This window comes from Aeromonas sp. 11P (assembly GCF_051920165.1).
Taxonomy (GTDB): domain Bacteria; phylum Pseudomonadota; class Gammaproteobacteria; order Enterobacterales; family Aeromonadaceae; genus Aeromonas; species Aeromonas veronii.
Map to the genome: position 1 here is coordinate 702,625 of NZ_JBQBDJ010000004.1, position 22,301 is coordinate 724,925.

Sequence of the window (22,301 nt, forward strand, 5' to 3'; positions counted from 1 at the left end):
TGAAAACACATGCAGCAAGATAAACCTCTCGGGACAGCCAAGCCTGCTGATCTGCGGAATCCATCGACAAATCATGCTGAAGGTGGGGAAAACAGCCACTGAAATGGCATCTGGCTCACGCGCCGCGTACCTGTTTCAAGACTTGGCACTCATGGTCGAAATCCGCTTTATCTTGCGGCTGAATGTAACTTTGCCAGCGTGCAAACAGCTCGGCCGTCGGATATCGATGCAGACGAATACCGGTGCGATAGAGTTTGGGAAAAAGTGGGTCTGGCTGGGATCTCACGACCAGACCGCGCAGCTTCTCGCCAGAGGGAATGGCAATCACCAGCTCATCCCCCTCTTTCAACCGTATGGCCCCCAGAATACCTATGCCGCCGATGGCTATGTCGCGCACCACCACATAGGGTACCGGATTGAGCAACTCCAGAAACCAGTTGCGACGGCGACATTCCGCCTTGTAACCACCCCCACTGAGGATAAAACGGCGGTGTCTGCGCCAGTCATAACCGGTAGGCAATGCCGGGTCATAGCGCGATTTTGCCTGCCCCACAGGATCAGATTGCTCACTTGTGCTCATCCGGTTTCCCTCACTGGCATTGGTTAAACAGTGTCAGTCAGCTCTTTTTCAACTATAGCTGTCGCCGTTAGCCCTGGGGCTCAGGGGCCGGATACGGGGACGACAGATATATCACGGAGGCAATAATGGACAGAGATGGCATGGATGAGATGCGAACTAATGCGACACGGTTCGATCAAGCAATTGGCCAGTGAGTCGCACCGTCGCAGCGATGCAATCTAACTCAGCCAGGCAGATGAAGTGCCAACCAGACCGCCAGCGGGATCACCAGCACAGAAAGGGCATTGCCGCCGAGCACGATACTGGCCACCTTGTCCGGCTGGCAGTGATACTGCTCGCAGAGCATGTAATTCAAGACCGCAGGGGGCAAGGAAACCGACAACATCAACAGCGGGATCCACTCCGTCTTGAGCGGCAACAGCCAGATCGCCAGCAGCAGCGACAATCCCCCCGCCAGCAGATAGAGCAGGTTGCACTTGAGCGCGAGGCCAAGGTGATCGAGCTCTCCCTCCATCAGGCGAATGCCCAGCGCAAAGAGCATCAGGGGCACCGAGATCTGACCGAGCAGCGAGGCCGTGGTCACCACATATTCCGGCAGCGCAATGTGCAGGTTGGCCACCAGCAAACCGGCCAGCGCGGCCCAGAGCACCGGGCTGCGCAGCCACAGCCAGCGGGAAGTATTGGCCGAGAGGATAAACATGCCGACCGAGAAGTGCAGCAGATTGGAGAGCACAAAGAGGATCACGATGGCCCCCAGTTGCTGCTCGCCAAACGCTAGCAACATCAAGGGGATACCGAGATTGCCAGTATTTCGGAACATGGCGGGCAAGATCAGCGCTGCCCGCTCAATCCCTTTGAGTTTGAGCAGTGCGAGCAGCAGACCGGGTAACAGAATAACCAGCGCCCCCGCCGCAATCAGCGGCATATGCTCCGCCAGCGCCAGCGGATACTTGACCAGCGCGGAGAAGACCAGCGCCGGGGTAAACAGCTCGATATTGGCCCGATTGACATAACCGAGGGCTGCCCCCGGTCGCAATCGCCCATAGAGTGCACCGAGCCCGACCACACCGAACACCGGAATGATGATATTGAGCAAGGCGCTGAACATGGGCGGCGTCCGTTACAGTTCGCGGGCCGGTTTGCCCATCAGCACCACCGGATCCAACGTCACTTCCAGTGCGCCGTTGCTGACCCAGAGCTGACCATCGGAAATGGTGCAGGTAAGGTGCATGGTGCGCTCGACCATGGCGGTAAGCGGCAGGGTCTGGCTGTCGGAGAGCTCGATGATACTGAGGTTGTCGTGCTGGCTCAGCTTGCCCTGGTTCTGCTTCCACCAGACGCTGGTGCCACGGCCGCCGTAGAGATAGAGCACCACCTGACGGGCGCGGTTACAGGCTTTTTTGAGCCGTTTTTCATCGGGCTGGCCCAGCTCGATCCAGAGTTCTATTTCGTCCGAGTAGTTCTTGCACCAGAGCTCGGGTTCGTCATCGGCGCTCAATCCCTTGGTGAACTCCAGTCGCTCGGCAGCGTGCCAGGCAAAGGCCGCCAGCCGGATCATCATCCGCTCATCGGTTTCGGAGGGGTGGCGCGCCAGCGTGAGGGAGAAGTCCTGATACAGATTGCGATCCATATCAGACAAACTGATCTGGGCCTTGAATACGGTTGCCTTGAGAGCCATAGAAAACCTTGAACACCTGGATAAGAGAAAGATGATTGAAAAATACGGGCGCCAGTGTAATCAAAATCGGCGGCAGGTTCGACCATCCTGACCAAAGATTTCCCCTTCCCTGCCGGGATAAGTGCTTTAAAAGACACAAAAAACAAATGCCAGTCCGAAGACTGGCATTTGGCGGCATGGAGAAGCGACTCACTTCTCGGCGGACTGTACCCCGAACGCGTTCAGCAGCATGCAACAGGTCACTGCCACCGCCACGAATCCGCTCAGAAAGATAAAGGGCATGGCCCCGTATCCCAGTACTGTCCAGATGGTGTGTTCAAGAAGACTCATTGTTGTGTCCTTCATCCGGTGAAAGGTGTGTTCCTTCTGGCGGATATTGGCTCCGCTCTTGATGCCTCCATTTGACCTCAATCAGCGGTTGGGTCCTATGCCACCAAAGTGATAAATGCAGGGTTCATTTGCGCTGGATCAAGCTTTTTGGCCAAATATCCATGCAGTTCAAGCAATTACCACCGCCAATCAAAGATAGACACAAACACTGCAGAATAAAAAAACGCGCCGGATGGCGCGTTTCTTGGACAGCACAGGCAAGGGATCAGTTATCGCACAGATCGCTTGGCATGTCCTGACGCAGGCGGGTCCACAGCTTGCCGGACTCGATACCGTACTGACGCACCGTCATGAACACGGCTTCGTGGTTCTTGGTCTCCGCCAGATTGAGCAGGGTCTTGTAGTAGGCATCTGCGGTCTCGCGGGCCTGCTTGTCGGAGAAGTAGTAGCTGCCGACCCGGCTGTACAACCCTTTGAAACCGTTCAGGATCAAGGCGTAGATCGGATTGCCGGAAGCAAACGCCAGCTGGTGGTGCAGGCGATAATCGAACTCGGCATAAGCCTGTGCGTTGTTCTCGACCCCATCGGCACCACGCAGGATCTCGGCGGCCTGTTCCGGATTGTGACGGATCGCCCCGCGGATAAAGATGGTGCAGATGTGGGTACGGGCGGAGAGCAGCTGAGCGATCAGATCAGGTACCTTGTCCTGATCCAGACGAGCCAACGTCTCCAGAATATTGAGGCCGGACGTTTCCCAGAAATTGTTCACCTTGGTCGGCTTGCCATGCTGTATGGTCAACCAGCCATCACGGGCCAGTCGCTGCAGCACTTCGCGCAAGGTCGTCCGCGTCACCCCGATCAACTCGGATAATTCACGCTCGGCGGGCAGAATAGATCCGGGAGGAAAGCGATTGTTCCAGATGGACTCGATGATGTATTCCTCGGCAAACCCAGCTGGGCTCTGCGCTTTTATAACCATGAATTGACTCTGTTGTAATGCGTAAAAAGGCTGACGAATGATATCAAAGCGATGATGGCTGGCAAGCATAAGGTCAGTCCTCTGCTCACATATGGCAAATATAGTGTTGGGAATATGTATCTAATCGCCACGAGGGAGCCAGCCAACCCCGACAAGGTGGTTATAAAACAGACACATGGGCAGAGATCCATCGGCTATCATTTATAATCGTCACGCTTTTTGATTAAAATCACGAGGAATCAGACAGATAAAGGCCAACATCCGGAGGCACAGGTCGAATCATCCTTGACTGCATAGAAGCAGATCCTAACAACAAAGTTGAGACCCATTATCATGCCAATAAGCCTAGGGCAGGCATTCGCCAAGAACTTCTTGGGCAATGCACCACAGTGGTATAAAAGCGCCATCTTGCTATTTCTGGTGATCAATCCGATTGCCTTCCACCTTGATCCTTTCATTGCGGGCTGGTTACTGGTCGTTGAGTTTATCTTCACCCTGGCCATGGCCCTCAAGTGCTACCCCCTGCAACCGGGTGGTCTGCTCGCGATCGAAGCCGTGTTGATCGGCATGACCTCCGCCGATCAGGTCAAACACGAGCTGGTCGCCAATATCGAAGTGCTGCTGTTGCTGGTGTTCATGGTGGCAGGCATCTATTTCATGAAGCAGCTGCTGCTCTATGTCTTCACCAAGCTGCTGATCGGCGTACGCTCCAAGATCCTGCTCTCCCTCTCCTTCTGTCTGGTCTCCGCCTTCCTGTCAGCTTTTCTCGATGCCCTGACCGTGATCGCCGTGGTGATCAGCGTCGCCACCGGCTTTTACGCTATCTATCACAAGGTCTCGTCCGGCAAGGAGTTTGGTCACAGCCATGACCATACCGATGATAAGGAAGTCGCCGAGCTCAATCGCCAGGATCTCGATGATTTTCGCGCCTTCCTGCGCAGCCTGATGATGCATGCCGCCATCGGTACCGCGCTGGGTGGTGTCTGCACCCTGGTGGGTGAGCCGCAAAACCTCATCATCGGCGAGCAAGCCAGCTGGAACTTCGCCGAATTTGCCATTCGCATGTCCCCCGTCACCGTCCCCGTCTTTATCTGCGGTCTGCTGACCTGCGTGCTGGTGGAACAGTTCCGCTGGTTTGGCTATGGCGCCCGCCTGCCGGACACGGTGCGTGCCATCATGGAGGAGTACAACCGCTACGAAGAGGCAAAACGCAGCCCGCAAGACAAGGCCAAGCTGATCGTTCAGGCATTGATTGCGGTCTGGCTGATCGTCGGTCTGGCCATGCACCTGGCAGCCGTTGGTCTGATTGGCCTCTCGGTCATCGTGCTGGCCACCTCCCTGACCGGGATCACCGAGGAGCACTCGCTGGGTAAAGCCTTCCAGGAGGCGCTCCCCTTCACCGCCCTGCTAGCAGTCTTCTTCAGCGTGGTTGCCGTCATCATCGATCAGCAGCTGTTCAAGCCGGTGATCCAGCTGGTACTGGCAGCCAAACCGGAGAACCAGCTGGCCCTCTTCTATCTGGCCAACGGGGTGCTCTCCATGGTCAGTGACAACGTCTTTGTCGGGACTGTCTACATCAACGAAGTCAAGACTGCCCTACTCAATGGCGCCATTGACCGCGCCCAGTTCGATCTGCTGGCGGTAGCCATCAACACAGGTACCAACCTGCCATCGGTCGCCACCCCCAATGGTCAGGCCGCCTTCCTGTTTATGCTCACCTCGGCATTGGCGCCGCTGCTGCGTCTCTCCTATGGCCGCATGGTCTGGATGGCGCTGCCCTACACCCTGGTGCTGGGGCTGATCGGCTTTTTCTCTGTCGAATTGCTGCTTGGTCCTGCCACCGAGTGGTTCTATCAGCATGGATGGCTGGTGATGGAGAGTGCGCTGCCAGCGGTACAACCAGCGCTGCATTAATCCATTGCGATGGTTTCCGAGGGCCCTTTCAGGGCCCTTTTCTTTTCGGTTCCGCTCTGCTCTAATTCAGCCACTGTTTTTTCTGAGAGATCAATGAGATGATCGAGTTTCTCCGCCGTATCGCCGCCCATCGGCTGGCCTGGGGTCTGTTGGCAGCATCAGCCCTGTTCCTCGAGTTGTGCGCCCTCTTCTTCCAGCATGTGCTGGGCCTCTCCCCGTGCGTGATGTGTGTTTACGAACGGTTGGCGACCCTGGGTGTGCTGGCCGCCGGTCTGCTCGGCATGGTTGCGCCGGATAAGTGGTATGTTCGCTGGAGTGCCATGTTGCTATGGGGCTACAGTGCCTTCCGTGGCTTCCAGCTGGCCCTCAAGCATGTGGACTATCAGGTTAACCCCTCCCCGTTCAACGTCTGCAGCCCGTTTGCAGACTTCCCGAGCTGGGCTCCGCTCGATCAGTGGCTCCCCTGGCTCTTTATGCCAGAAGGAGATTGTGCCCAGATCACCTGGCAGTTCTTCGGTTACTCCATGCCCCAGTGGCTGGTTGTCATCTTCGCCGCTTACCTGTTGGTCTTCACCGTGGTGGCCATCGGCAATCTGGTGAAAGGGCGCTGCTGCAACTGAGTGTCATGGCCGCGTGAAGATAAAAAGGGGGAGCCATTATGGCTCCCCCTTTCTCGTTCTGGCTGACCGTATTCTGGTTACGCCCTGGCAGTGCTCATCTTGGCCTTGACCGCGCCAATCACCATGGGCAACAGGGAGATACCGATGATGCCGAAGATCAGCAGGGTAAAGTTGTGACGCACCACCGGCAGATTGCCAAAGAAGTGGCCGGCATAGACGAAGGAGAGTACCCACAGCAGGCCACCAACCAGGTTGAACGCCAGGAAGCGCGGATAGGTCATGGCCCCCATCCCTGCAACGAACGGCGCAAAGGTACGCACGATAGGCAGGAAGCGGGTGATGATGATGGTCTTGCCACCATGCTTGGCATAGAAGGCGTGGGTCTTCTCCAGATAGTCGCGACGGAAGATTTTGGAGTCCGGGTTGCGGAACAGCTGCTCGCCGAAGAAGTGACCAATGGTGTAGTTGACCACGTTGCCCAGCACGGCAGCGATGATCAGCACGGCCGCCAGGGTATGGACATCCAGCACGCTGCCCACGGTAAGCGCACCGGCGGCAAACAGCAGGGAGTCACCCGGCAGGAACGGCGTCACTACCAACCCGGTTTCACAGAAGATGATCAGAAACAGGATGGCGTAAACCCAGACGCCATAGTTCTCGAACAGCTCTTTCAAATGCACGTCAACGTGCAGAATAAAGTCGATTGCAAAGAGGATCAGATCCATTTTTTCCATACCCATAAAGTGAACGGCGTGGAGTCTACGCCAATGCCATCCGGGCGACAATCACCGGGGCAGCCTCTTTTTTGTCCCGTAGCGCCCACCTTCAAATGAAACCGTTTTTCCGCTTCCTTCGAAGGTGGGAGCACAAAGAGAGATGCCGAGCACCGTGTTGAAAAGGTGAACTAGGAGGCCTGTTCCAGATCGCTGCGCACTGCGGGGGGCAGGCAACGCTCCCAGCCCCATAGCAACACCAGCAGCAGGGTCACATCATCGAACCAACCCAGCAAGGGCACCACGTCTGGGATAAGATCCACTGGACTGATGCCATAGAGCAGGATAAGGATCACCAGTCCCCTCGCCCACCAGGGGGTAGCGGGATGGCGAAAACCCTGATAGAGACGGCGCAGTCGTTGCCAAATCAGCCAGCGTTTACGGCTCATGATTCGATCAACTCGCTGCGCAGCCGCTGGATCTGATCCCGCAGTGCCGCCGCCTGTTCGAACTCCAGATCCCGGGCATGTTGGAACATCTGCTCCTCCATCCGCTTGATCTCTTTGGCAATCTCGCTGGCTGAGCGGACATGGTACTCCCCTTGCGGCTCGGCTGCCTTGCGCATCCCCTTGCCTGGTTTGCCTGCCGTGCGGCTACCCCCCATGTCCATCACATCGCCAATAGACTTGTTGAGCCCCTTGGGGGTGATGCCATGCTTGAGGTTATGGGCATGCTGCACGGCGCGGCGCCGCTCGGTCTCCTCAATGGCCACCTTCATCGAGTTGGTGATGGTATCGCCGTAGAGAATGACCTTGCCGTTGAGGTTACGCGCCGCCCGGCCGATGGTCTGGATCAACGAGCGGGTCGAGCGCAGGAAGCCCTCTTTATCTGCATCGAGAATTGCCACCAGCGACACCTCCGGCATGTCGAGACCTTCCCGCAGCAGGTTGATGCCCACCAGCACATCGAACTTGCCAAGGCGCAGATCGCGGATGATCTCCACCCGCTCGACCGTATCGATATCGGAGTGGAGGTAGCGCACCTTGACGTCGTGCTCCGCCAGATACTCGGTCAAGTCTTCCGCCATCCGCTTGGTCAGGGTTGTGACCAGCACCCGCTCTTCCACCGCGACCCGCTTGCGGATCTCGGAAAGCAGATCGTCCACCTGCGTGGTCACCGGACGCACCTCGATCTCCGGATCGAGCAGACCGGTGGGACGCACCACCTGCTGCACCACATCGCCGCCGGACTTCTCCAGCTCGTAGGGGCCGGGGGTCGCCGAGACAAACACTGTCTGCGGCATCAGCGCCTCGAACTCGTCGAACTTCAGCGGTCGGTTGTCCAGCGCCGAAGGGAGCCGGAAACCGTACTCCACCAAGGTCTCCTTGCGGGATCGGTCCCCTTTGAACATGGCGCCGATCTGCGGCACCGTGACGTGGGACTCATCGATGATGAGCAGGCCATCCCCCGGCAGGTAGTCAAACAGGGTGGGCGGCGGCTCCCCCGGCGCACGGCCGGAGAGGTTACGACTGTAGTTCTCGATGCCGGAGCAGTAACCCAGCTCCTGCATCATCTCCATGTCAAACTGGGTGCGCTGACTGATGCGCTGCTCCTCCACCAACTTGTTGAGAGACAACAGCTGCTCGCGGCGGCTGCGCAGCTCCTCCTTGATATGCTCGATAGCCCCCAGGATGGTCTCGCGCGGGGTAGCGTAGTGGGTCTTGGGATAGATGGTATAGCGCACTACCGTCTGCTCGATGGCGCCGGTCAGGGGATCGAACTGGGAGAGGCGCTCCACCTCCTCATCAAACAGCTCTACCCGCAGCGCCAGCTTGTCCGATTCGGCAGGGTAAATATCGATCACTTCACCGCGCACCCGGAAGGTGCCGCGTTGGAAGGCCATGTCGTTGCGGGTGTACTGCAGCTCGGCGAGCCGGCGCAGGATATCCCGCTGGTTGATCACATCCCCCACTTTCAGGTGCAGCATCATGCTCAGATAAGCTTGGGGATCCCCCAGACCATAGATGGCCGACACCGAAGCGACGATCACCACGTCGCGCCGCTCCAGCAGCGCCTTGGTGGCCGACAATCGCATCTGCTCGATGTGATCGTTGATGGAGGCATCCTTCTCTATAAAGGTGTCGGTGGTCGGCACATAGGCTTCGGGCTGGTAGTAGTCGTAGTAGGAGACGAAATACTCCACCGCATTGTCGGGGAAGAACTCCTTCATCTCGCCATAGAGCTGGGCGGCCAGGGTCTTGTTGGGGGCCAGGATCATGGTCGGGCGGTTCAGGGTGGCGATGACGTTGGCCATGGTGAAGGTCTTGCCCGAACCGGTCACCCCGAGCAGAGTCTGATGAGCCAGCCCCGACTCGATGCCATCCAGCAGTTGGGCAATCGCCGTGGGCTGATCCCCGGCTGGTTGAAACTGGCTGGCTAACTTGAACAATTTGCTCATGAACACTCCCGACACAAAACAGCAGAGGAGCAGTGTAACCGAGGGTATGGCAGCGGTACACCCGTGCCATCATCCCGCGAATGGCTTGACCACCCCGGACACCTTCTGTATGATGCTCCTCCTTGCCTGATGTTCCCCCGTAGTTCAGTCGGTAGAACGGCGGACTGTTAATCCGTATGTCACTGGTTCAAGTCCAGTCGGGGGAGCCAAATTCCTCACCATCTCGGTGCAAGTTATCCACTTTAGTGCCCTCTCCTGCCAATTTTAATGCACAAGATCCTTCTTGCTGCTGACGCTCCCTTTTGTTACCCGTTCCGGCTCGACAGAGTTTTCTCCTGTCGCATCTAACTATTTGATTTTTATACAAACATTTTTCTTCCGGTATTTTTTGAACAGCCCTTGCATCCCAGTACTGGCGCGGCTTTCAGGGCGATGAACAAGTTTCATAAACAGGGTTATCCACAGATTCTGTGGGTAAGTGCAGCAAGCCCTGTCAGGACGCGGGATTGCCCTTGATGGCCCCCGGCGAAGAGTCATTTTGCTGGCCAACCTGATTTTATGCTGTTTTTTTGCCCCCTCAGGAACAGTGAGGTGACAGGCTCTATTGGCACTTTTCAGAGGTATCTTTTTGCCAACCCTTTCCCTGTGGGCGAACGGGCAAATATCAAGCTGATTTGCCCCTCAGCCAACCATGGCGGCCATCGGTTGAATCTGCTGAAACTGATCCCCACCAAGCGGCTGAACAGCAGAATCTAAAATATCGGCCTGCGCCAGAGCACTTCGGTATCGGGCAGCAGATTTCACTAATTGACAACGGCGGTTAGAGCAAAAATTGCCAGTTTTCATCCGCTTGTCTCCCTATCACGCCGTAGGCTCCACAAATAGCGTCCGATAACGTCCGATTAATCGCTCCCTTGTGCTTCTTTATTGGGGATAGATCCGGCACAATATCGACCCCACTTTTTTCCTCGGTTTTTCCGGGCATGACCATAGATTTCGTGACACTGCTACATCAAAGCGACTCCCTGCTGCTGTTCGTGGTATTGGCCTTCGGCCTGCTGCTTGGCAAGGTGCGAATTGGCAACTTTCAGATTGGCAACACCATAGGTGTGCTGTTTACCGCCCTGCTGTTCGGCCAGATGGGCTTCGAATTTGCAGCCACCACTGAAAACGTCGGCTTTATGCTGTTCATCTTCTGTGTGGGGATCGAGGCGGGCCCTCACTTCTTCAGCGTCTTCCTGCGCGATGGCATCCACTACATCACCCTGACCCTGGTGATCTTGCTGACCGCCCTGCTGCTGACGGTGGGGCTGGCCAAGTTCTTCAATCTGGGGCCGGGGATGGCGGCGGGGATCCTGGCAGGTTCCCTCACCTCGACCCCCGCGCTGGTAGGTGCCCAGGATGCCTTGCGCAGCGGTCTGCTCAACCTGCCCCATCAGACCGATATGCAGGCGGTGCTCGACAATATGGGCATCGGCTACGCCCTGACTTATCTGGTCGGTCTGGTGGGCCTGATGCTGGTGGTGCGCTACCTCCCCTCGCTGGCTCGCCTCGACCTCAATACCGAGGCGCAGAAAATCGCCCGCGAGCGGGGGCTCTCCGACAGCGAGAGTCGCAAGACCTACCTGCCCATCATCCGCGCCTACCGGGTTGGCCCCGAACTGGCGGCCTGGATCGGTGGTCGTACCCTGCGGGAGACCGGCATCTACCCCCATACCGGCTGCTATGTAGAGCGGATCCGCCGCAACGGCATTCTCGCCAGTCCCGATGGCGATGCCGTCATTCAGGAAGGGGACGAGATCGCTCTGGTGGGCTATCCCGAGAGCCACGAGAAGCTGGACGTCAACTACCGCAACGGTAAAGAGGTGTTTGATCGCAACCTGCTCGACCTGCAGATCGTCACGGAAGAGATCGTGGTAAAGAACGACTCCGTGGTGGGGCGCCATCTGGTGGAGCTTAATCTCACCGAGAAAGGGTGCTTCCTCAACCGGGTAGTGCGCTCCCAGATCGAGATGCCGTTCGATCGCAACATCATGTTGCAAAAAGGCGACGTGTTGCAGATCAGTGGCGAGAAGCAGCGGGTCAAACTACTGGCCAACAAGATCGGCTTTATCAGCATCCACAGCCAGACCACGGATCTGGTGGCCTTCACCACCTTCTTCGTACTCGGCCTGTTGATCGGCTCCGTCTCGCTGGTATTCGGCCAGATCGAATTTGGCCTCGGCAACGCCGTCGGCCTGCTGCTGGCGGGCATTCTGATGGGTTACCTGCGGGCCAACCACCCGACGGTCGGCTATGTGCCGCCCGGTGCGCTCAGATTGGCCAAGGATCTCGGTCTTGCGGTCTTTATGGTGAGCACGGGTCTCAAAGCAGGTGGCGGCATCCTCGACCACCTCAGCGAGGTGGGTACGGTAGTGCTCTTCTCCGGCATGCTGGTGACCACCTTGCCGGTGCTGGTAGGCTATCTGTTCGGGGTCTGGGTGCTCAAGATGAACCCGGCGCTGCTGCTCGGTGCCATCACAGGTGCCCGTACCTGTGCCCCGGCGATGGATGTGGTCAACGAGGCCGCCAACAGCTCCATTCCGGCGCTTGGCTACGCAGGTACCTATGCGGTGGCCAACGTGATGCTGACGCTTGCAGGCTCCTTTATCATCGGCTTCTGGTTCTAGCCAGCAGCCATCAAGTTACCGTGAACAAAGAAGGGAGCCTCAAGCTCCCTTCTTGCTATCTGCCTTTCTACCAAGTGCGGATGTGACCTTACCTGACACCAACCATCTGCGCTGAACTCTGCCCCCCTATCCTACAATGGTTGACGCTCTGCTCTGCTCTGCTCTGCTCTGCTCTGCTCTGCTCTGCTCTGCTCTGCTCTGCTCTGCTCTGCTCTGCTCTGCTCTGCTCTGCTCTGCTCTGCTCTGCTCTGCTCTGCTCTGCAATGAGTGATGGCAGATCCCGAAGACAAAAAAAGCGCCCTGAGGCGCTTTTTTCATATCAACCGGATGATCAAGCTTTGAACTTGCTGAACACCAGGGAGGCGTTGGTACCGCCAAAGCCGAAGCTGTTGGACATGACGGTGTTGAGCTCGGCCGCTTCGTACTCGCGCACGATGGGCAGACCTTCCGCTTTCTCGTCCAGGGTCTCGATGTTGATGCTGGGGGCGATAAAGCCGTGTTCCATCATCAGCAGGGAGTACACAGCCTCGTGCACGCCTGCAGCGCCCAGCGCATGGCCGGTCATCGCCTTGGTGGCAGAGATCTTGGGACCGTTGGCGCCAAACAGAGTCTGGATAGCTTCTAGCTCCTTGGTATCGCCAACCGGGGTGGAGGTGCCGTGGGTGTTGATGTAGTCAACCTTGCCGACCCCCTGCATTGCCATCTTCATGCAACGCACCGCGCCTTCGCCACTCGGGGCAACCATGTCGTAACCATCAGAAGTAGCACCGTAACCGGTCAGCTCGGCATAGATGTGAGCACCACGGGCCAGAGCATGTTCCAGCTCCTCAACCACCAGGATGCCGCCACCACCGGAGATAACGAAACCATCGCGGTTCGCATCATAGGTACGGGAGGCTTTTTCCGGCGTGTCGTTGTACTTGGTAGAGAGTGCACCCATGGCGTCAAACTGGATGGTAGAGGACCAGTCCAGCTCTTCACCGCCACCGGCGAAGACCACATCCTGTTTGCCAAGCTGGATCAGCTCAAGCGCGTGACCGATGCAGTGAGCAGAGGTGGCGCAGGCGGAGCTGATGGAGTAGTTGACACCCTTGATCTGGAACGGGGTCGCCAGGCAAGCAGATGTGGTGGAAGACATGGTGCGCGGCACCATGTAAGGGCCCACACGCTTGACCCCTTTCTCACGGGCGATGTCCACAGATTCCGAGGTGTTCTTGCCGGAGGCACCACCTGAACCGACCACCAGGCCGGTACGCTCGTTGGAGACCTGATCTTCCGCCAGACCGGCATCTTCAATGGCCTGCTGCATGGAGAGGTAGGCGTAGGCCGCAGCGTCGCCCATGAAACGCATGACTTTACGGTCGATCAGTTCAGACGGATCGAGTTTGATGTTACCCCAGACACGGCTGCGCAGGTTGTGCTGCTCGAACTGCTCGGAATAGGTGATGCCGGATTTACCTGCTTTCAGGGAGGCCAGCACTTCTTCCTTGTTGTTGCCGATACTGGAGATGACGCCGATACCGGTGATCACTGCTCTTCTCATTAATTCATCTCGTCTGGAAAAACTGGCGCCAAGTCTACCCGCTTTCGGCTGCCAAACTGGTCTGCTTTCACGTAGAATGCCCGCGATTTTGTGACGCGAGCCGAGGAAAACGTGAGTCAAACATCCTTACATCATGCCCGATTGGACTGGAATGAAGCGGGAACTCCTGTCTCCAGTGACTTCGGGGATGTGTACTTTTCCAATGATAACGGTCTAAGTGAAACCCGCTACGTCTTTTTGCAGCAAAACCGGCTACCTGCGCGATTTTCGCACCACGATAGTGACAGTTTCGTGATAGGTGAAACAGGTTTCGGCACAGGCCTTAACTTTCTGGCGACAATGCAAGCCTTCCTGGAACAGGCGCCCCAATCCGGCAACGGCTCCCGTCTGCACTTCATCAGTTTCGAGAAATACCCCCTGACACAGGACGATCTGCGCAAGGCGTTGGCCGCCTGGCCTGAACTTGGCCACTTGAGTCAGGATCTTATCGCCCAATGGCCGCTGCCGGTCTCCGGTTGCCACCGCCTGCATTTTGCGGGTGGCCGCATTCGCCTCGATCTCTGGTTTGGCGATATCAAGGATATGCTGCCGCAGGTGCCTCATCGGGCAGAAGGTCTGGTGGATGCCTGGTATCTGGATGGTTTCTCCCCGGCCAAGAACCCGGAGATGTGGACACAGGAGCTGTTTGATGGTCTCGCTCGCCTCGCCCGTCCCGATTGCTCCATTGCCACCTTTACCTGTGCCGGTTTTGTCCGTCGCGGCCTGATTGCCGCCGGTTTTGCCATGAAGAAGGTGAAGGGCCACGGTAGCAAGCGGGAGATGCTGGTGGGGGATCGCACCGACAAGCAGCCGCAGCAGACCATCGCCCCCTGGTATGCCCGTCCTGCCGGACACGCTGGCGAGGTGGTGATCATCGGCGGCGGCATCGCCTCGGCCATGACGGCGCTCCCTCTGGTGGAGCGGGGTCGCAAGGTGACGTTGCTGTGTGCAGATGACGAACCGGCCACCGGCGCCTCCGGCAACCGCCAAGGGGCGCTTTATCCACTGCTCAATGGTGAGCACGATGCGCTGTCACGCTTCTATTCGCTCGCCTTTGGCTATGCCCGCCAACGGCTGCTGGCGTTGGCCGAACGCCATCCTATCGCTTTCGAATTATGCGGAGTGACCCAGCTCGGTTATGACGAAAAATCGGCAGCCAAGTTGGCGAAAATGAGCCAAGGCCCCTTCCCGTCCGAACTGATGCATCCCCTCTCTACAGCAGAGGTAGAGCAGGTGGTTGACCTGCCCTGCGGCCACAGCTGCGTCAGTTACCCGCTGGGTGGCTGGCTCTGTCCGGCCGATCTCACCCGCGCAGCCATCAAGGAAGCGCAAGCCAGTGGGCTGCTGGAGGTAGTGTTCAACACCGAGGTGGTTGCCATTACCGAACAAGTGGATGGCTGGCAGGTCGAGAGCCGTGACGGACGCCGCTGGCAGGCCCCCAATCTGGTGGTCGCTGCCGGTCACCAGTTGCCAGCATTGCTCCCCTTTGCCGAGCTGCCGCTCTATCCGGTGCGCGGTCAGGTGAGCCATGTGCCGACCACGGCCAGCTTGCGTCAGCTCAAGACCGTGCTCTGCTACGATGGCTACCTCACACCGATGCACAACGATCAACACTGCATCGGTGCCAGCTATGGCCGTAACCAGAGCAGCCTTGAGTTTCGTGCCGATGAACAGATCCAGAATCAGGTGCGGTTGCAAGCCTGCCTGCCGGAGCAGACCTGGCCCGCCGAGGTGGATGTGAGTGGCAATGAGGCGCGCGTAGGCGTGCGTTGCGCCAGCCGGGATCACCTGCCGGTGGTGGGGCCAGTGGCCAGATTGCAAGGTCTGGCTGATCACTATGTGCAGCTGCAGCATGATCAACACAACGCCCAGCCGATCCCCCTTCACCCCGGCCTCTATGTGCTGGGGGCGCTCGGCTCGCGGGGCCTCTGCTCGGCGCCGCTCTGTGGTGAGCTGCTCGCCAGCGAGATCTGCGGCGATCCCCTGCCGCTGGCCGCCGATCTGCTGGAAGCGCTCCACCCAGCCCGTTATTGGGTTCGCAAGCTGCTCAAGGGCAAAGCGCTAGTCTGAACCTGACTCTGCAAACAAATAGAATGGCCGCCCATCGGGCGCAATGCTGTTCACTTAAGAGAATTTGAGTTCCAGTCCACGTAGTATCAGGACAAAAAAGCGAGGGAGGCATGATGCCTCCCTCTTTCTATTGCAAGCCTCGCTGGATAAAGGCTGGAGGAAGATCGACTGGACACAGCCTTGCCCCCCAACTCAAATCTAATTTATGAATAATCAGTCAATAAAGTGCTTATCTGAACAGCATTGCGCCCATCGGGCGGCCATTCTATTTATCAAATCGTGCGATGCTGGATATTGCGTCTTGAGATAGCGCTCACTTGGGCCAGTGCACCCCGAGCTGTTCGCCGTAACCAGTCTGCCGCTGGAATCCGTCGAGCCGTCCCTTGATCTTGCTCAGCTCGCCACTGCCCGCTGCCCACGCGGCATAGCGCAGTGCCTGACAATCTGCATGGCCCGGTAACGCCGCAATGGCGCCACCAACCTGATTGGCCCCCTGCAGCACCATCTCCTTGAAACGGGATTCGTAGTCAAACATGCTGGAGAGCAGCCGCCCCCAGCGCTGGCGGGCAGGATCGTTACTGTTCGCGCTCTGACGCCAGCGGGGCAGCAACACGGTGGCGTTGGTGGTCACCGTCACCCGGTTGAGCTGGCAGCGCCCCGGCAACTGCTCGGTATCCAGCTGCCAGTCCACCTGATAACTCGCCTTGCCGAGCACGGGCTTGCCATTCACCTTGGGAGCACTCTGGGCAATCGCCCGGGCAAGCTGCGCCGGACTGGTTGCATTGACCTCATAAAAACGGACATTGATGCGGGACTCTGGCACCACTTGCGGCCGGCTCGGCTGAGCCTGACTCATCAGGGGCAACAGCAACAACCCGACCCCCACTACTCCATAAACCTTGCTGACCATGCCAGACTACCTTCCTTGATTGCACGGGCGGAGTACCAACCTTGGTGAACCCCACCGCCACACAGATGACGGGTATAGCCTATGTGTGACGACGAGGCGGCGCAATACAATGATGGGCCCAGAAATCAGAGCACGCTCACAGGTTGCGTGAGCAGAGTATGGCACAAGGCCAAAACTGTATTTTTATTGAGCATGATGGCTGATGCGCTGCCAGTCGAGGTGATAGTTTTTCACATTAATGTCATGACCATCTATCTGAATAAAATGATCATTTTTAAGACGGTTGGCAAAAAAGTCCTGATCCGCACCCTCATTGAGCCACAACTCGCAAAGTCCCCGTTTTCCCTCTTTGGCATAGAATTTCGGGGTGACCAGCAGCGCGACCCCATCTACCCGGATGGCATGACGGGCCAGGCAGTTTGCTTCGGTGGTTTTGGATGCCAGCGCGGCAAAACGGGGGGTGTTCCCCTCGGCTACCACCAGTACACCGTAAGAGTGGGGAGCCATGAGACGCCGCATGGCGACCGCCTGATGAGGACCGGTTTGATGAAAACCGTCATTGGTTACAGCAAACACGCAAGTAGGCGAAAATAACATCGCAAGCAGAAAAATAGAGCGTTTAATGCCTGAAAAATCACCGAACGCCATATAAAAGCCTCAAAAGACAACCAAGGCTGGAAGGGTAGGTAGCCAAACCCGCTGGGTAAAGTACCTTTACCTTTCTTTAATTCTGTTCATGGGGTTAAACGTTGATTTAGCTCACACAACATCCTGTTTCCAGTCGCCACTCTACCCCTATCGGAATAGACTCCTTCCACTCTCATCCAATCAGAAGGCAACATATGCTCGAACTCATCGTTGGCACCCTGGTCACCCTGGTGGTGGGCCGTGCCATTTTCAAAGGATACTCCGCGACCGGGGTGCTGCTGAGCGGCGGCTTGCTGCTGCTGGTCATCACCGCCATGATGGGCAAGCCGGTACTGCCGAGCAAGGTGGTCAGCACCGGTTATATCGCGACCGATATCTTCGAATACGTCCGCTTCCTGCTCAATGACCGTGGCGGTGGACTGGGGATGCTGATCATGGTGCTGTGCGGCTTCGCCGGCTACATGAGCCATATCGGCGCCAACACCATTCTGGTCAAGCTGGCCAGCAAACCGCTCGGCATCATCAAGTCCCCCTATATCCTGCTGGTGGCTGCCTATCTGGTGGCCTGCGCCATGTCGCTGGCGGTCAGCTCCGCTACCGGCCTCGGTGTGCTGCTGATGGCCACCCTGTTCCCGCTGATGGTCAACATGGGGATCTCCCGTGGCGCGGCTGCGGCCGTGTGCGCCTCGCCAGCCGCCATCATTCTGGCACCGACCTCCGGTGACGTGGTGATGGCCGCCCAGGCCGCCAACATGCCGCTGCTGGATTTTGCCTTCAAGCTGACCCTGCCCATCTCGCTGGTGGCGATCGCCTGCATGGCGGTGACCCACTTCTTCTGGCAGCGCTACCTTGACCAAAAATCCGGTGAGCACAACGAACCGGTCGCCCCGGGTGACCTGGTGACTAGCGCCCCAGCTTTCTACGCCATCCTGCCCTTTACCCCCATCATCGGGGTGCTGGTGTTTGACGGCAAATGGGGCCCGCAGCTGGATATCGTCACCATCATCGTCATGTGCATGGTGCTGGCCAGCCTGCTGGAGCTGGTGCGGATCCGCAATGGCAAGGAGCTGCTGGACGGTCTCCAGGTCTGCTGGCGCAACATGGCTGACGCCTTTGCCGGTGTGGTCATGCTGCTGGTCGGTGCCGGTGTCTTCGCCCAGGGTCTGATGACCATCGGCTTTATCGACACCCTGCTGGCTCACGCGCAGGATCTCGGCTCCGGCGGCCTGATCATGATGCTGTCACTGGTGGTGATCACCACCCTGGCCGCCTTCACCACCGGCTCGGGCAATGCCCCCTTCTACGCCTTCGTGGAGCTGATCCCCAACCTGGCCAGCAGCCTTGGCATCAACCCGGCCTATCTGGTGATCCCAATGCTGCAAGCCTCCAACCTGGGTCGCACCATTTCTCCGGTCTCCGGGGTGGTGGTCGCCTGTGCCGGGATGGGCAAGCTCTCGCCGTTCGAGGTGGTCAAACGCACCAGTATGCCGGTCGCCGTCGGCCTGCTGGTGGTGATTGTCGCCACCCAGATCATGGTACCCGCCTGATCACTGGCCAGCCCGGCATCCTGCCGGGCTGGTATCCTCCCCCCCCTTTGCAGTAGACTCGGTGCTCATTTTCCCCCTAAGGAGGACCGAGATGAGTATTACGGTTCAACTTGCCCATTTCAGTGATTGCCACTCCCACTTCGATGGCGCGCCCATGAGCTTCTCCCCTGTCGGTGAAGGCCAGTGGCGCACCCAGTGCGGCGGTTATGCCCGGATCCTGACCCGACTGACCCAACTGCGTGCCAAAGCCGCAGCAGCTGGCCAGCGTTTTCTGTTTCTGCACGGTGGCGACTCCTTTCAGGGCTCTCTCTATTTCAACCGCTTCAAAGGGCGCGCCAACGCCGACCTGCTCGCCATGCTGGCCCCCGATGCCATGGTGCTCGGCAACCACGAGTTCGATCTGGGCAACGGCCCGCTGGTGGAGTTCTTGCGCCAGCTCGATTTTCCGGTGCTGGCCGCCAATCTGGACAACAGCCAGGAGCCAGCCGACACAACCCTCGGGCTGTGGGATATCCCCCACCTCTACGACGCCCATCAGCCCTGGCATCGCCGGGTGATCGACGGGGTTCCCTTTGCGCTGCTTGGCATCACCCTCGCCCAGATGGCTGCCATCGCCAACCCGGATCCCCACACCCGTTTCCACGCAGTAGCCGACACCCTCACCAAGGTGCTGCGGGAGATAAAGCGCGAAGGGATCCAGCATATCGTGCTGCTGAGCCACCTCGGGCTGGATCAGGACAAGCTGCTGGCCGAGCGCTTCCCAGAGCTCAGCCTCATCATTGGCGGCCATACCCACAGCCTGCTCGGCGATCTCGCGCCGCTGGGTCTGCCAAGCGAAGGTACCTACCCCTTGATGAACAATGGGGTGGCCATTTTGCACGCTGGCCACAGCGCCCTCTGCCTCGGTGTCTGCGAGCTCACCTTCGATGAGGCAGGCCGCGTCGTGCAGAGTCAGGGGCAGCTGGAGTGGCTCCCCTGGCATCCCTGGCCGTTCGCCTCCACGCCACCTGTCGGGCTAACCTTCTGCGAGCCGGATCCACTGCTTGAACAACATCTGGCCAAACGCTACCGGCCGGAGATTGAAACCATGAGCCAGCGCATCGTCACCCGACTGGCGGCGCCACTGCCCCATCAGCGGCTGCCGGATGCCACCCTGCCCCACGGCAGCCAGCTCGCCCCGCTGGTGGCCCGCGCCATGCTGACCGCCGCCCGTGAACAGGTAGGCGAGGTGGACTTTGCCCTGCACAATGCTGGCGGCGTGCGCTGCTCGCTGGAGCCGGGCCCCCTGAGCGAAGCGGATATCGCCGGTCGCCTGCTGCCGTTTGCCATTCCCCTCACCCTCTATCGGGTGCACGGTCACGAGTTGGCGGAGGCGCTGGAGAATGCCATCGACAACGCCACCAACAACGGCGTGGTCGGCAATGGCAACGGCAGCTTCCCCTACACCGCAGGGGTGCGATTCACCTATCAGGCCGATCGGCCCAAGGGCCAGCGCATCACCCGACTGGAGTGGGAAGCCGCCCCCGGCCAGTGGCAAGCGGTCAATGCCGCACAGGTCTATCGCGGGGTGTCGAGCGCCTATACCGCCTCCGGCAAGGAGGGTTACACCGCACTGGCGCGCACCCTGACCCAGCACAATCAGGAGCTCGGCATCACCCTGGCCGACGCTTTTATCCGCTGGGCCCGTCACCTGCCCACACTGGAAGCGCAGCCCCCCCTGCTTGAGTACATCCATTGATGCAGAGGGGGAATGGCTGGCTTCGCCACATCCCCCTGACGGCCAATATTGCCGCAGCCAGCGCCCGGTTCCCTGCAAGAACCGGGCTTTTTCGAGAATATTTGCCCCACACGGGCCTGCCCCATTGCATCGCACTCACTAGCTCGGCAAGATAGGCCCGCTTTCAAGACCAGCTGCAGGAACAGGCGACTTCATGAATCACTCCATCCGTTTCACTCCCCCTCGCGTCAACCCGGGTATCAAGCCAGCCATTGTGCTGCTGACCGCCTTGCTGGCGCTGCTCTTCTGTCTGCGCAACCCGCTCTTCCACGCCATGGCGCCGGGGTTTGATGCCTCGCTGTTCGCGGTGATGGGCAAGATGTGGAGCGAAGGGGGGGTGCTCTATCGCGACATGATCGACATCAAGGGGCCGATGATCTTCGCTCTCGACGCACTGGGCTATCGAATGGGGGGATTTGTCGGGATCTGGACACTGGAGTGGGTGCTCTGCTGGCTCGGATTGCTGGCCAGCTGGCAGGCCTTTGCCCAGCTCGGACTCTCGTTCAAGGCGCGCCTTGGCGCCATGCTGGCGGTGCTGGCTCTCTACGGCACCCGTTACTACTACGGCAACATGACTGAGGACTGGACCTTCCACCTCGCCCTCATCGCCCAGTGGGCCTTCATCACCCTGCTGCTGGACAAGGGATTTCGCTGGTGGCCGGCGCTGGTGGCGGCCCTCACCTTCGCCATCGTCGCCTGGATGCGCACCAACAACGGCGCCTTCTGGGGAGCCTGGTATCTGGTGCTGTTCTGCCACTGGTGTCTGCATGAGAAGTGGCGTGATGCCATCTTGCTGCTCATCTCCAGCCTGCTGGGGCTGGCGCTGATTGGCGGCCCGCTTTACGCCTACTTCCAGCAGCATGATCTGCTGGCGGCCTTCAAATACTACGCCTTCGACATCTTCTTCGAAGGGAGCTACGGCAATGGCTTCTCCCCCATGGTCGGTGCCGTCGGCCTGTTGCGCACCGGCCTGGTGATGCTGCTACCCGCCTTTATCATTCTGATGTTGAGCCGCCGTCAGGAGTGGTATCTGCCCGCCCTGCTGGCAACCCTGTTTGGGGTGCTGTTTACCCTGATCGCCAACTCGGTCTCCGGCCATGTGTTCGATCACTACGACGTGCTCTATCTGCAACTGGCTGTGCTGCCGCTGGCGGTATTGCTGGATCGCAGCGAACAGCAGGCTGATGCCATCGGCCTGCTCTGCATCTCGCTGGTGGTGCTCACCGCCAGCTGGCTGCTGGCCCAGCAGCTCGCCTTTGGCTGGAGCACCAAGGAGTGGTCTCTCGAGCGGGTCAACGAGGTGCTCGGCACCAGCCTGCTGTGGGCGCTGCCGGTACTGATCCTCATCCCCCTCTGGCGTGCCTGGGATGTGCGCAGTGCCACCCCCTGGCTGGCAACGCTGGCCATGCTGCTGCTGATGATCAACAACGCCTGGGAAGGCACCCTCAAGGGCCGTCCCTTCAATCCGGCGGCGCAGGTACGGGTTGATCGCATCAAGGCCGAGACCGGCCCGAGCGACAAGATCTGGGTCGATGGCATCCAGCCGCAATATTATCTCTGGACCGATCGCCAGCCGGCTTCCGCCTACCTCTTCTTTGCCAACGTCAATCCGCCCTATGACGTGCGCGAGCGGGTGCTGGCCGATATCCAGCGCCAGAGCCCGAAGTTCATCATCGCCAAACCGGATCGGGTGAGCGAGGAGCTGAAAAAACCTAGCTCTCCTTCCCATCTCGCCTTCTATCAATACCTGACCAGCCACTACGAAGAGGTGGATCCGGGTCTCTATCGCCGACGCTGATCACCCATCTCGCCCGCAGGGCGGCCAT

General features: G+C 58.8%; 20 protein-coding genes and 1 tRNA gene. 9 read left to right on the top strand and 12 right to left on the bottom strand.

Annotated elements, in window-relative coordinates; translation table 11 throughout:
- Positions 1 to 115 precede the first annotated feature (115 nt).
- The 5 genes from ACTG1P_RS03395 to fadR form a co-directional block, all read right to left on the bottom strand.
- A complete protein-coding gene (locus ACTG1P_RS03395; protein WP_005360970.1) occupies positions 116 to 580 on the bottom strand; it encodes a hypothetical protein in 465 nt (154 codons plus the stop codon).
- Positions 581 to 803: 223 nt separating this feature from the next.
- Positions 804 to 1,688 carry an AEC family transporter gene (locus tag ACTG1P_RS03400; protein WP_440000481.1) on the bottom strand — a complete coding sequence of 295 codons (885 nt, stop codon included), beginning with the start codon at positions 1,686 to 1,688 and terminating at the stop codon, positions 804 to 806.
- A gap of 12 nt (positions 1,689 to 1,700) precedes the next feature.
- A complete protein-coding gene (locus ACTG1P_RS03405) occupies positions 1,701 to 2,258 on the bottom strand; it encodes a YaeQ family protein (RefSeq protein WP_058051548.1) in 558 nt (185 codons plus the stop codon).
- 189 nt (positions 2,259 to 2,447) lie between these two features.
- Positions 2,448 to 2,588, bottom strand: a complete 141-nt coding sequence (locus tag ACTG1P_RS03410; protein WP_005345965.1) for a TIGR02808 family protein — start codon at positions 2,586 to 2,588, stop codon at positions 2,448 to 2,450.
- A gap of 265 nt (positions 2,589 to 2,853) precedes the next feature.
- Positions 2,854 to 3,567 (bottom strand): fatty acid metabolism transcriptional regulator FadR, encoded by a 714-nt coding sequence (gene fadR / locus ACTG1P_RS03415; protein ID WP_026034983.1) that lies wholly within the window; start codon positions 3,565 to 3,567, stop codon positions 2,854 to 2,856.
- Between the two features lie 333 nt (positions 3,568 to 3,900).
- Between fadR and nhaB the strand changes: the two genes are divergently transcribed.
- Entirely contained in the window at positions 3,901 to 5,481 is a 1,581-nt protein-coding gene (gene nhaB / locus ACTG1P_RS03420) for a Na(+)/H(+) antiporter NhaB (RefSeq protein WP_204419054.1), read from the top strand.
- A gap of 98 nt (positions 5,482 to 5,579) precedes the next feature.
- Positions 5,580 to 6,101 (top strand): disulfide bond formation protein DsbB, encoded by a 522-nt coding sequence (gene dsbB / locus ACTG1P_RS03425; RefSeq protein WP_005336895.1) that lies wholly within the window; start codon positions 5,580 to 5,582, stop codon positions 6,099 to 6,101.
- Positions 6,102 to 6,178: 77 nt separating this feature from the next.
- Here the strand turns inward: dsbB and ACTG1P_RS03430 are convergent, their stop codons facing one another.
- The 3 genes from ACTG1P_RS03430 to uvrB all read right to left on the bottom strand — a co-directional run bounded on the left by ACTG1P_RS03430 (position 6,179) and on the right by uvrB (position 9,272).
- Entirely contained in the window at positions 6,179 to 6,826 is a 648-nt protein-coding gene (locus tag ACTG1P_RS03430; protein WP_040069761.1) for a DedA family protein, read from the bottom strand.
- Positions 6,827 to 7,005: 179 nt separating this feature from the next.
- A complete protein-coding gene (locus ACTG1P_RS03435) occupies positions 7,006 to 7,263 on the bottom strand; it encodes a YkvA family protein (RefSeq protein WP_108542551.1) in 258 nt (85 codons plus the stop codon).
- Positions 7,260 to 9,272: an excinuclease ABC subunit UvrB gene (gene uvrB, locus ACTG1P_RS03440; protein ID WP_440000482.1), complete on the bottom strand. Its 2,013-nt coding sequence runs from the start codon at positions 9,270 to 9,272 to the stop codon at positions 7,260 to 7,262. Before uvrB ends, ACTG1P_RS03435 begins: the two co-directional genes overlap by 4 nt.
- Before the next feature lie 133 nt (positions 9,273 to 9,405).
- Here uvrB and ACTG1P_RS03445 point away from each other — a divergent pair.
- Positions 9,406 to 9,481, top strand: a tRNA-Asn gene (locus tag ACTG1P_RS03445).
- Positions 9,482 to 9,953: 472 nt separating this feature from the next.
- Here ACTG1P_RS03445 and ACTG1P_RS03450 read toward each other — a convergent pair.
- Positions 9,954 to 10,118: a hypothetical protein gene (locus ACTG1P_RS03450; protein WP_440000483.1), complete on the bottom strand. Its 165-nt coding sequence runs from the start codon at positions 10,116 to 10,118 to the stop codon at positions 9,954 to 9,956.
- A 137-nt stretch (positions 10,119 to 10,255) separates the two neighbouring features.
- On the opposite strand from ACTG1P_RS03450, the gene ACTG1P_RS03455 reads away from it, so the two are divergent.
- Positions 10,256 to 11,941, top strand: a complete 1,686-nt coding sequence (locus ACTG1P_RS03455; RefSeq protein WP_005336899.1) for an aspartate:alanine antiporter — start codon at positions 10,256 to 10,258, stop codon at positions 11,939 to 11,941.
- A gap of 136 nt (positions 11,942 to 12,077) precedes the next feature.
- The gene (locus ACTG1P_RS03460; protein WP_440000484.1) at positions 12,078 to 12,212 is read left to right on the top strand and encodes a hypothetical protein; all 135 of its coding nucleotides are present in this window, start codon (positions 12,078 to 12,080) and stop codon (positions 12,210 to 12,212) included.
- 60 nt (positions 12,213 to 12,272) lie between these two features.
- Here ACTG1P_RS03460 and fabB read toward each other — a convergent pair whose 3' ends face one another.
- The gene (fabB, locus tag ACTG1P_RS03465; RefSeq protein WP_440000485.1) at positions 12,273 to 13,484 is read right to left on the bottom strand and encodes a beta-ketoacyl-ACP synthase I; all 1,212 of its coding nucleotides are present in this window, start codon (positions 13,482 to 13,484) and stop codon (positions 12,273 to 12,275) included.
- A gap of 90 nt (positions 13,485 to 13,574) precedes the next feature.
- Between fabB and mnmC the strand changes: the two genes are divergently transcribed.
- On the top strand, positions 13,575 to 15,593 hold the full coding sequence (mnmC, locus tag ACTG1P_RS03470; RefSeq protein ID WP_440000486.1) for a bifunctional tRNA (5-methylaminomethyl-2-thiouridine)(34)-methyltransferase MnmD/FAD-dependent 5-carboxymethylaminomethyl-2-thiouridine(34) oxidoreductase MnmC: 2,019 nt from the start codon (positions 13,575 to 13,577) through the stop codon (positions 15,591 to 15,593).
- 313 nt (positions 15,594 to 15,906) lie between these two features.
- Here the strand turns inward: mnmC and ACTG1P_RS03475 are convergent, their stop codons facing one another.
- Both ACTG1P_RS03475 and ACTG1P_RS03480 read right to left on the bottom strand, forming a co-directional pair.
- Positions 15,907 to 16,503: a DUF922 domain-containing protein gene (locus tag ACTG1P_RS03475; protein WP_440000487.1), complete on the bottom strand. Its 597-nt coding sequence runs from the start codon at positions 16,501 to 16,503 to the stop codon at positions 15,907 to 15,909.
- A gap of 183 nt (positions 16,504 to 16,686) precedes the next feature.
- Positions 16,687 to 17,151: a hypothetical protein gene (locus ACTG1P_RS03480; RefSeq protein WP_440000488.1), complete on the bottom strand. Its 465-nt coding sequence runs from the start codon at positions 17,149 to 17,151 to the stop codon at positions 16,687 to 16,689.
- Between the two features lie 194 nt (positions 17,152 to 17,345).
- On the opposite strand from ACTG1P_RS03480, the gene dcuC reads away from it, so the two are divergent.
- The 3 genes from dcuC to ACTG1P_RS03495 all read left to right on the top strand — a co-directional run bounded on the left by dcuC (position 17,346) and on the right by ACTG1P_RS03495 (position 22,273).
- Positions 17,346 to 18,698: an anaerobic C4-dicarboxylate transporter DcuC gene (gene dcuC, locus ACTG1P_RS03485; protein WP_440000489.1), complete on the top strand. Its 1,353-nt coding sequence runs from the start codon at positions 17,346 to 17,348 to the stop codon at positions 18,696 to 18,698.
- Between the two features lie 91 nt (positions 18,699 to 18,789).
- Positions 18,790 to 20,436, top strand: coding sequence for a bifunctional metallophosphatase/5'-nucleotidase (locus ACTG1P_RS03490; RefSeq protein ID WP_440000490.1), 1,647 nt, complete (start codon positions 18,790 to 18,792; stop codon positions 20,434 to 20,436).
- A 193-nt stretch (positions 20,437 to 20,629) separates the two neighbouring features.
- Positions 20,630 to 22,273, top strand: a complete 1,644-nt coding sequence (locus ACTG1P_RS03495) for a hypothetical protein (protein WP_440000491.1) — start codon at positions 20,630 to 20,632, stop codon at positions 22,271 to 22,273.
- The last annotated feature ends 28 nt before the right edge of the window (positions 22,274 to 22,301 follow it).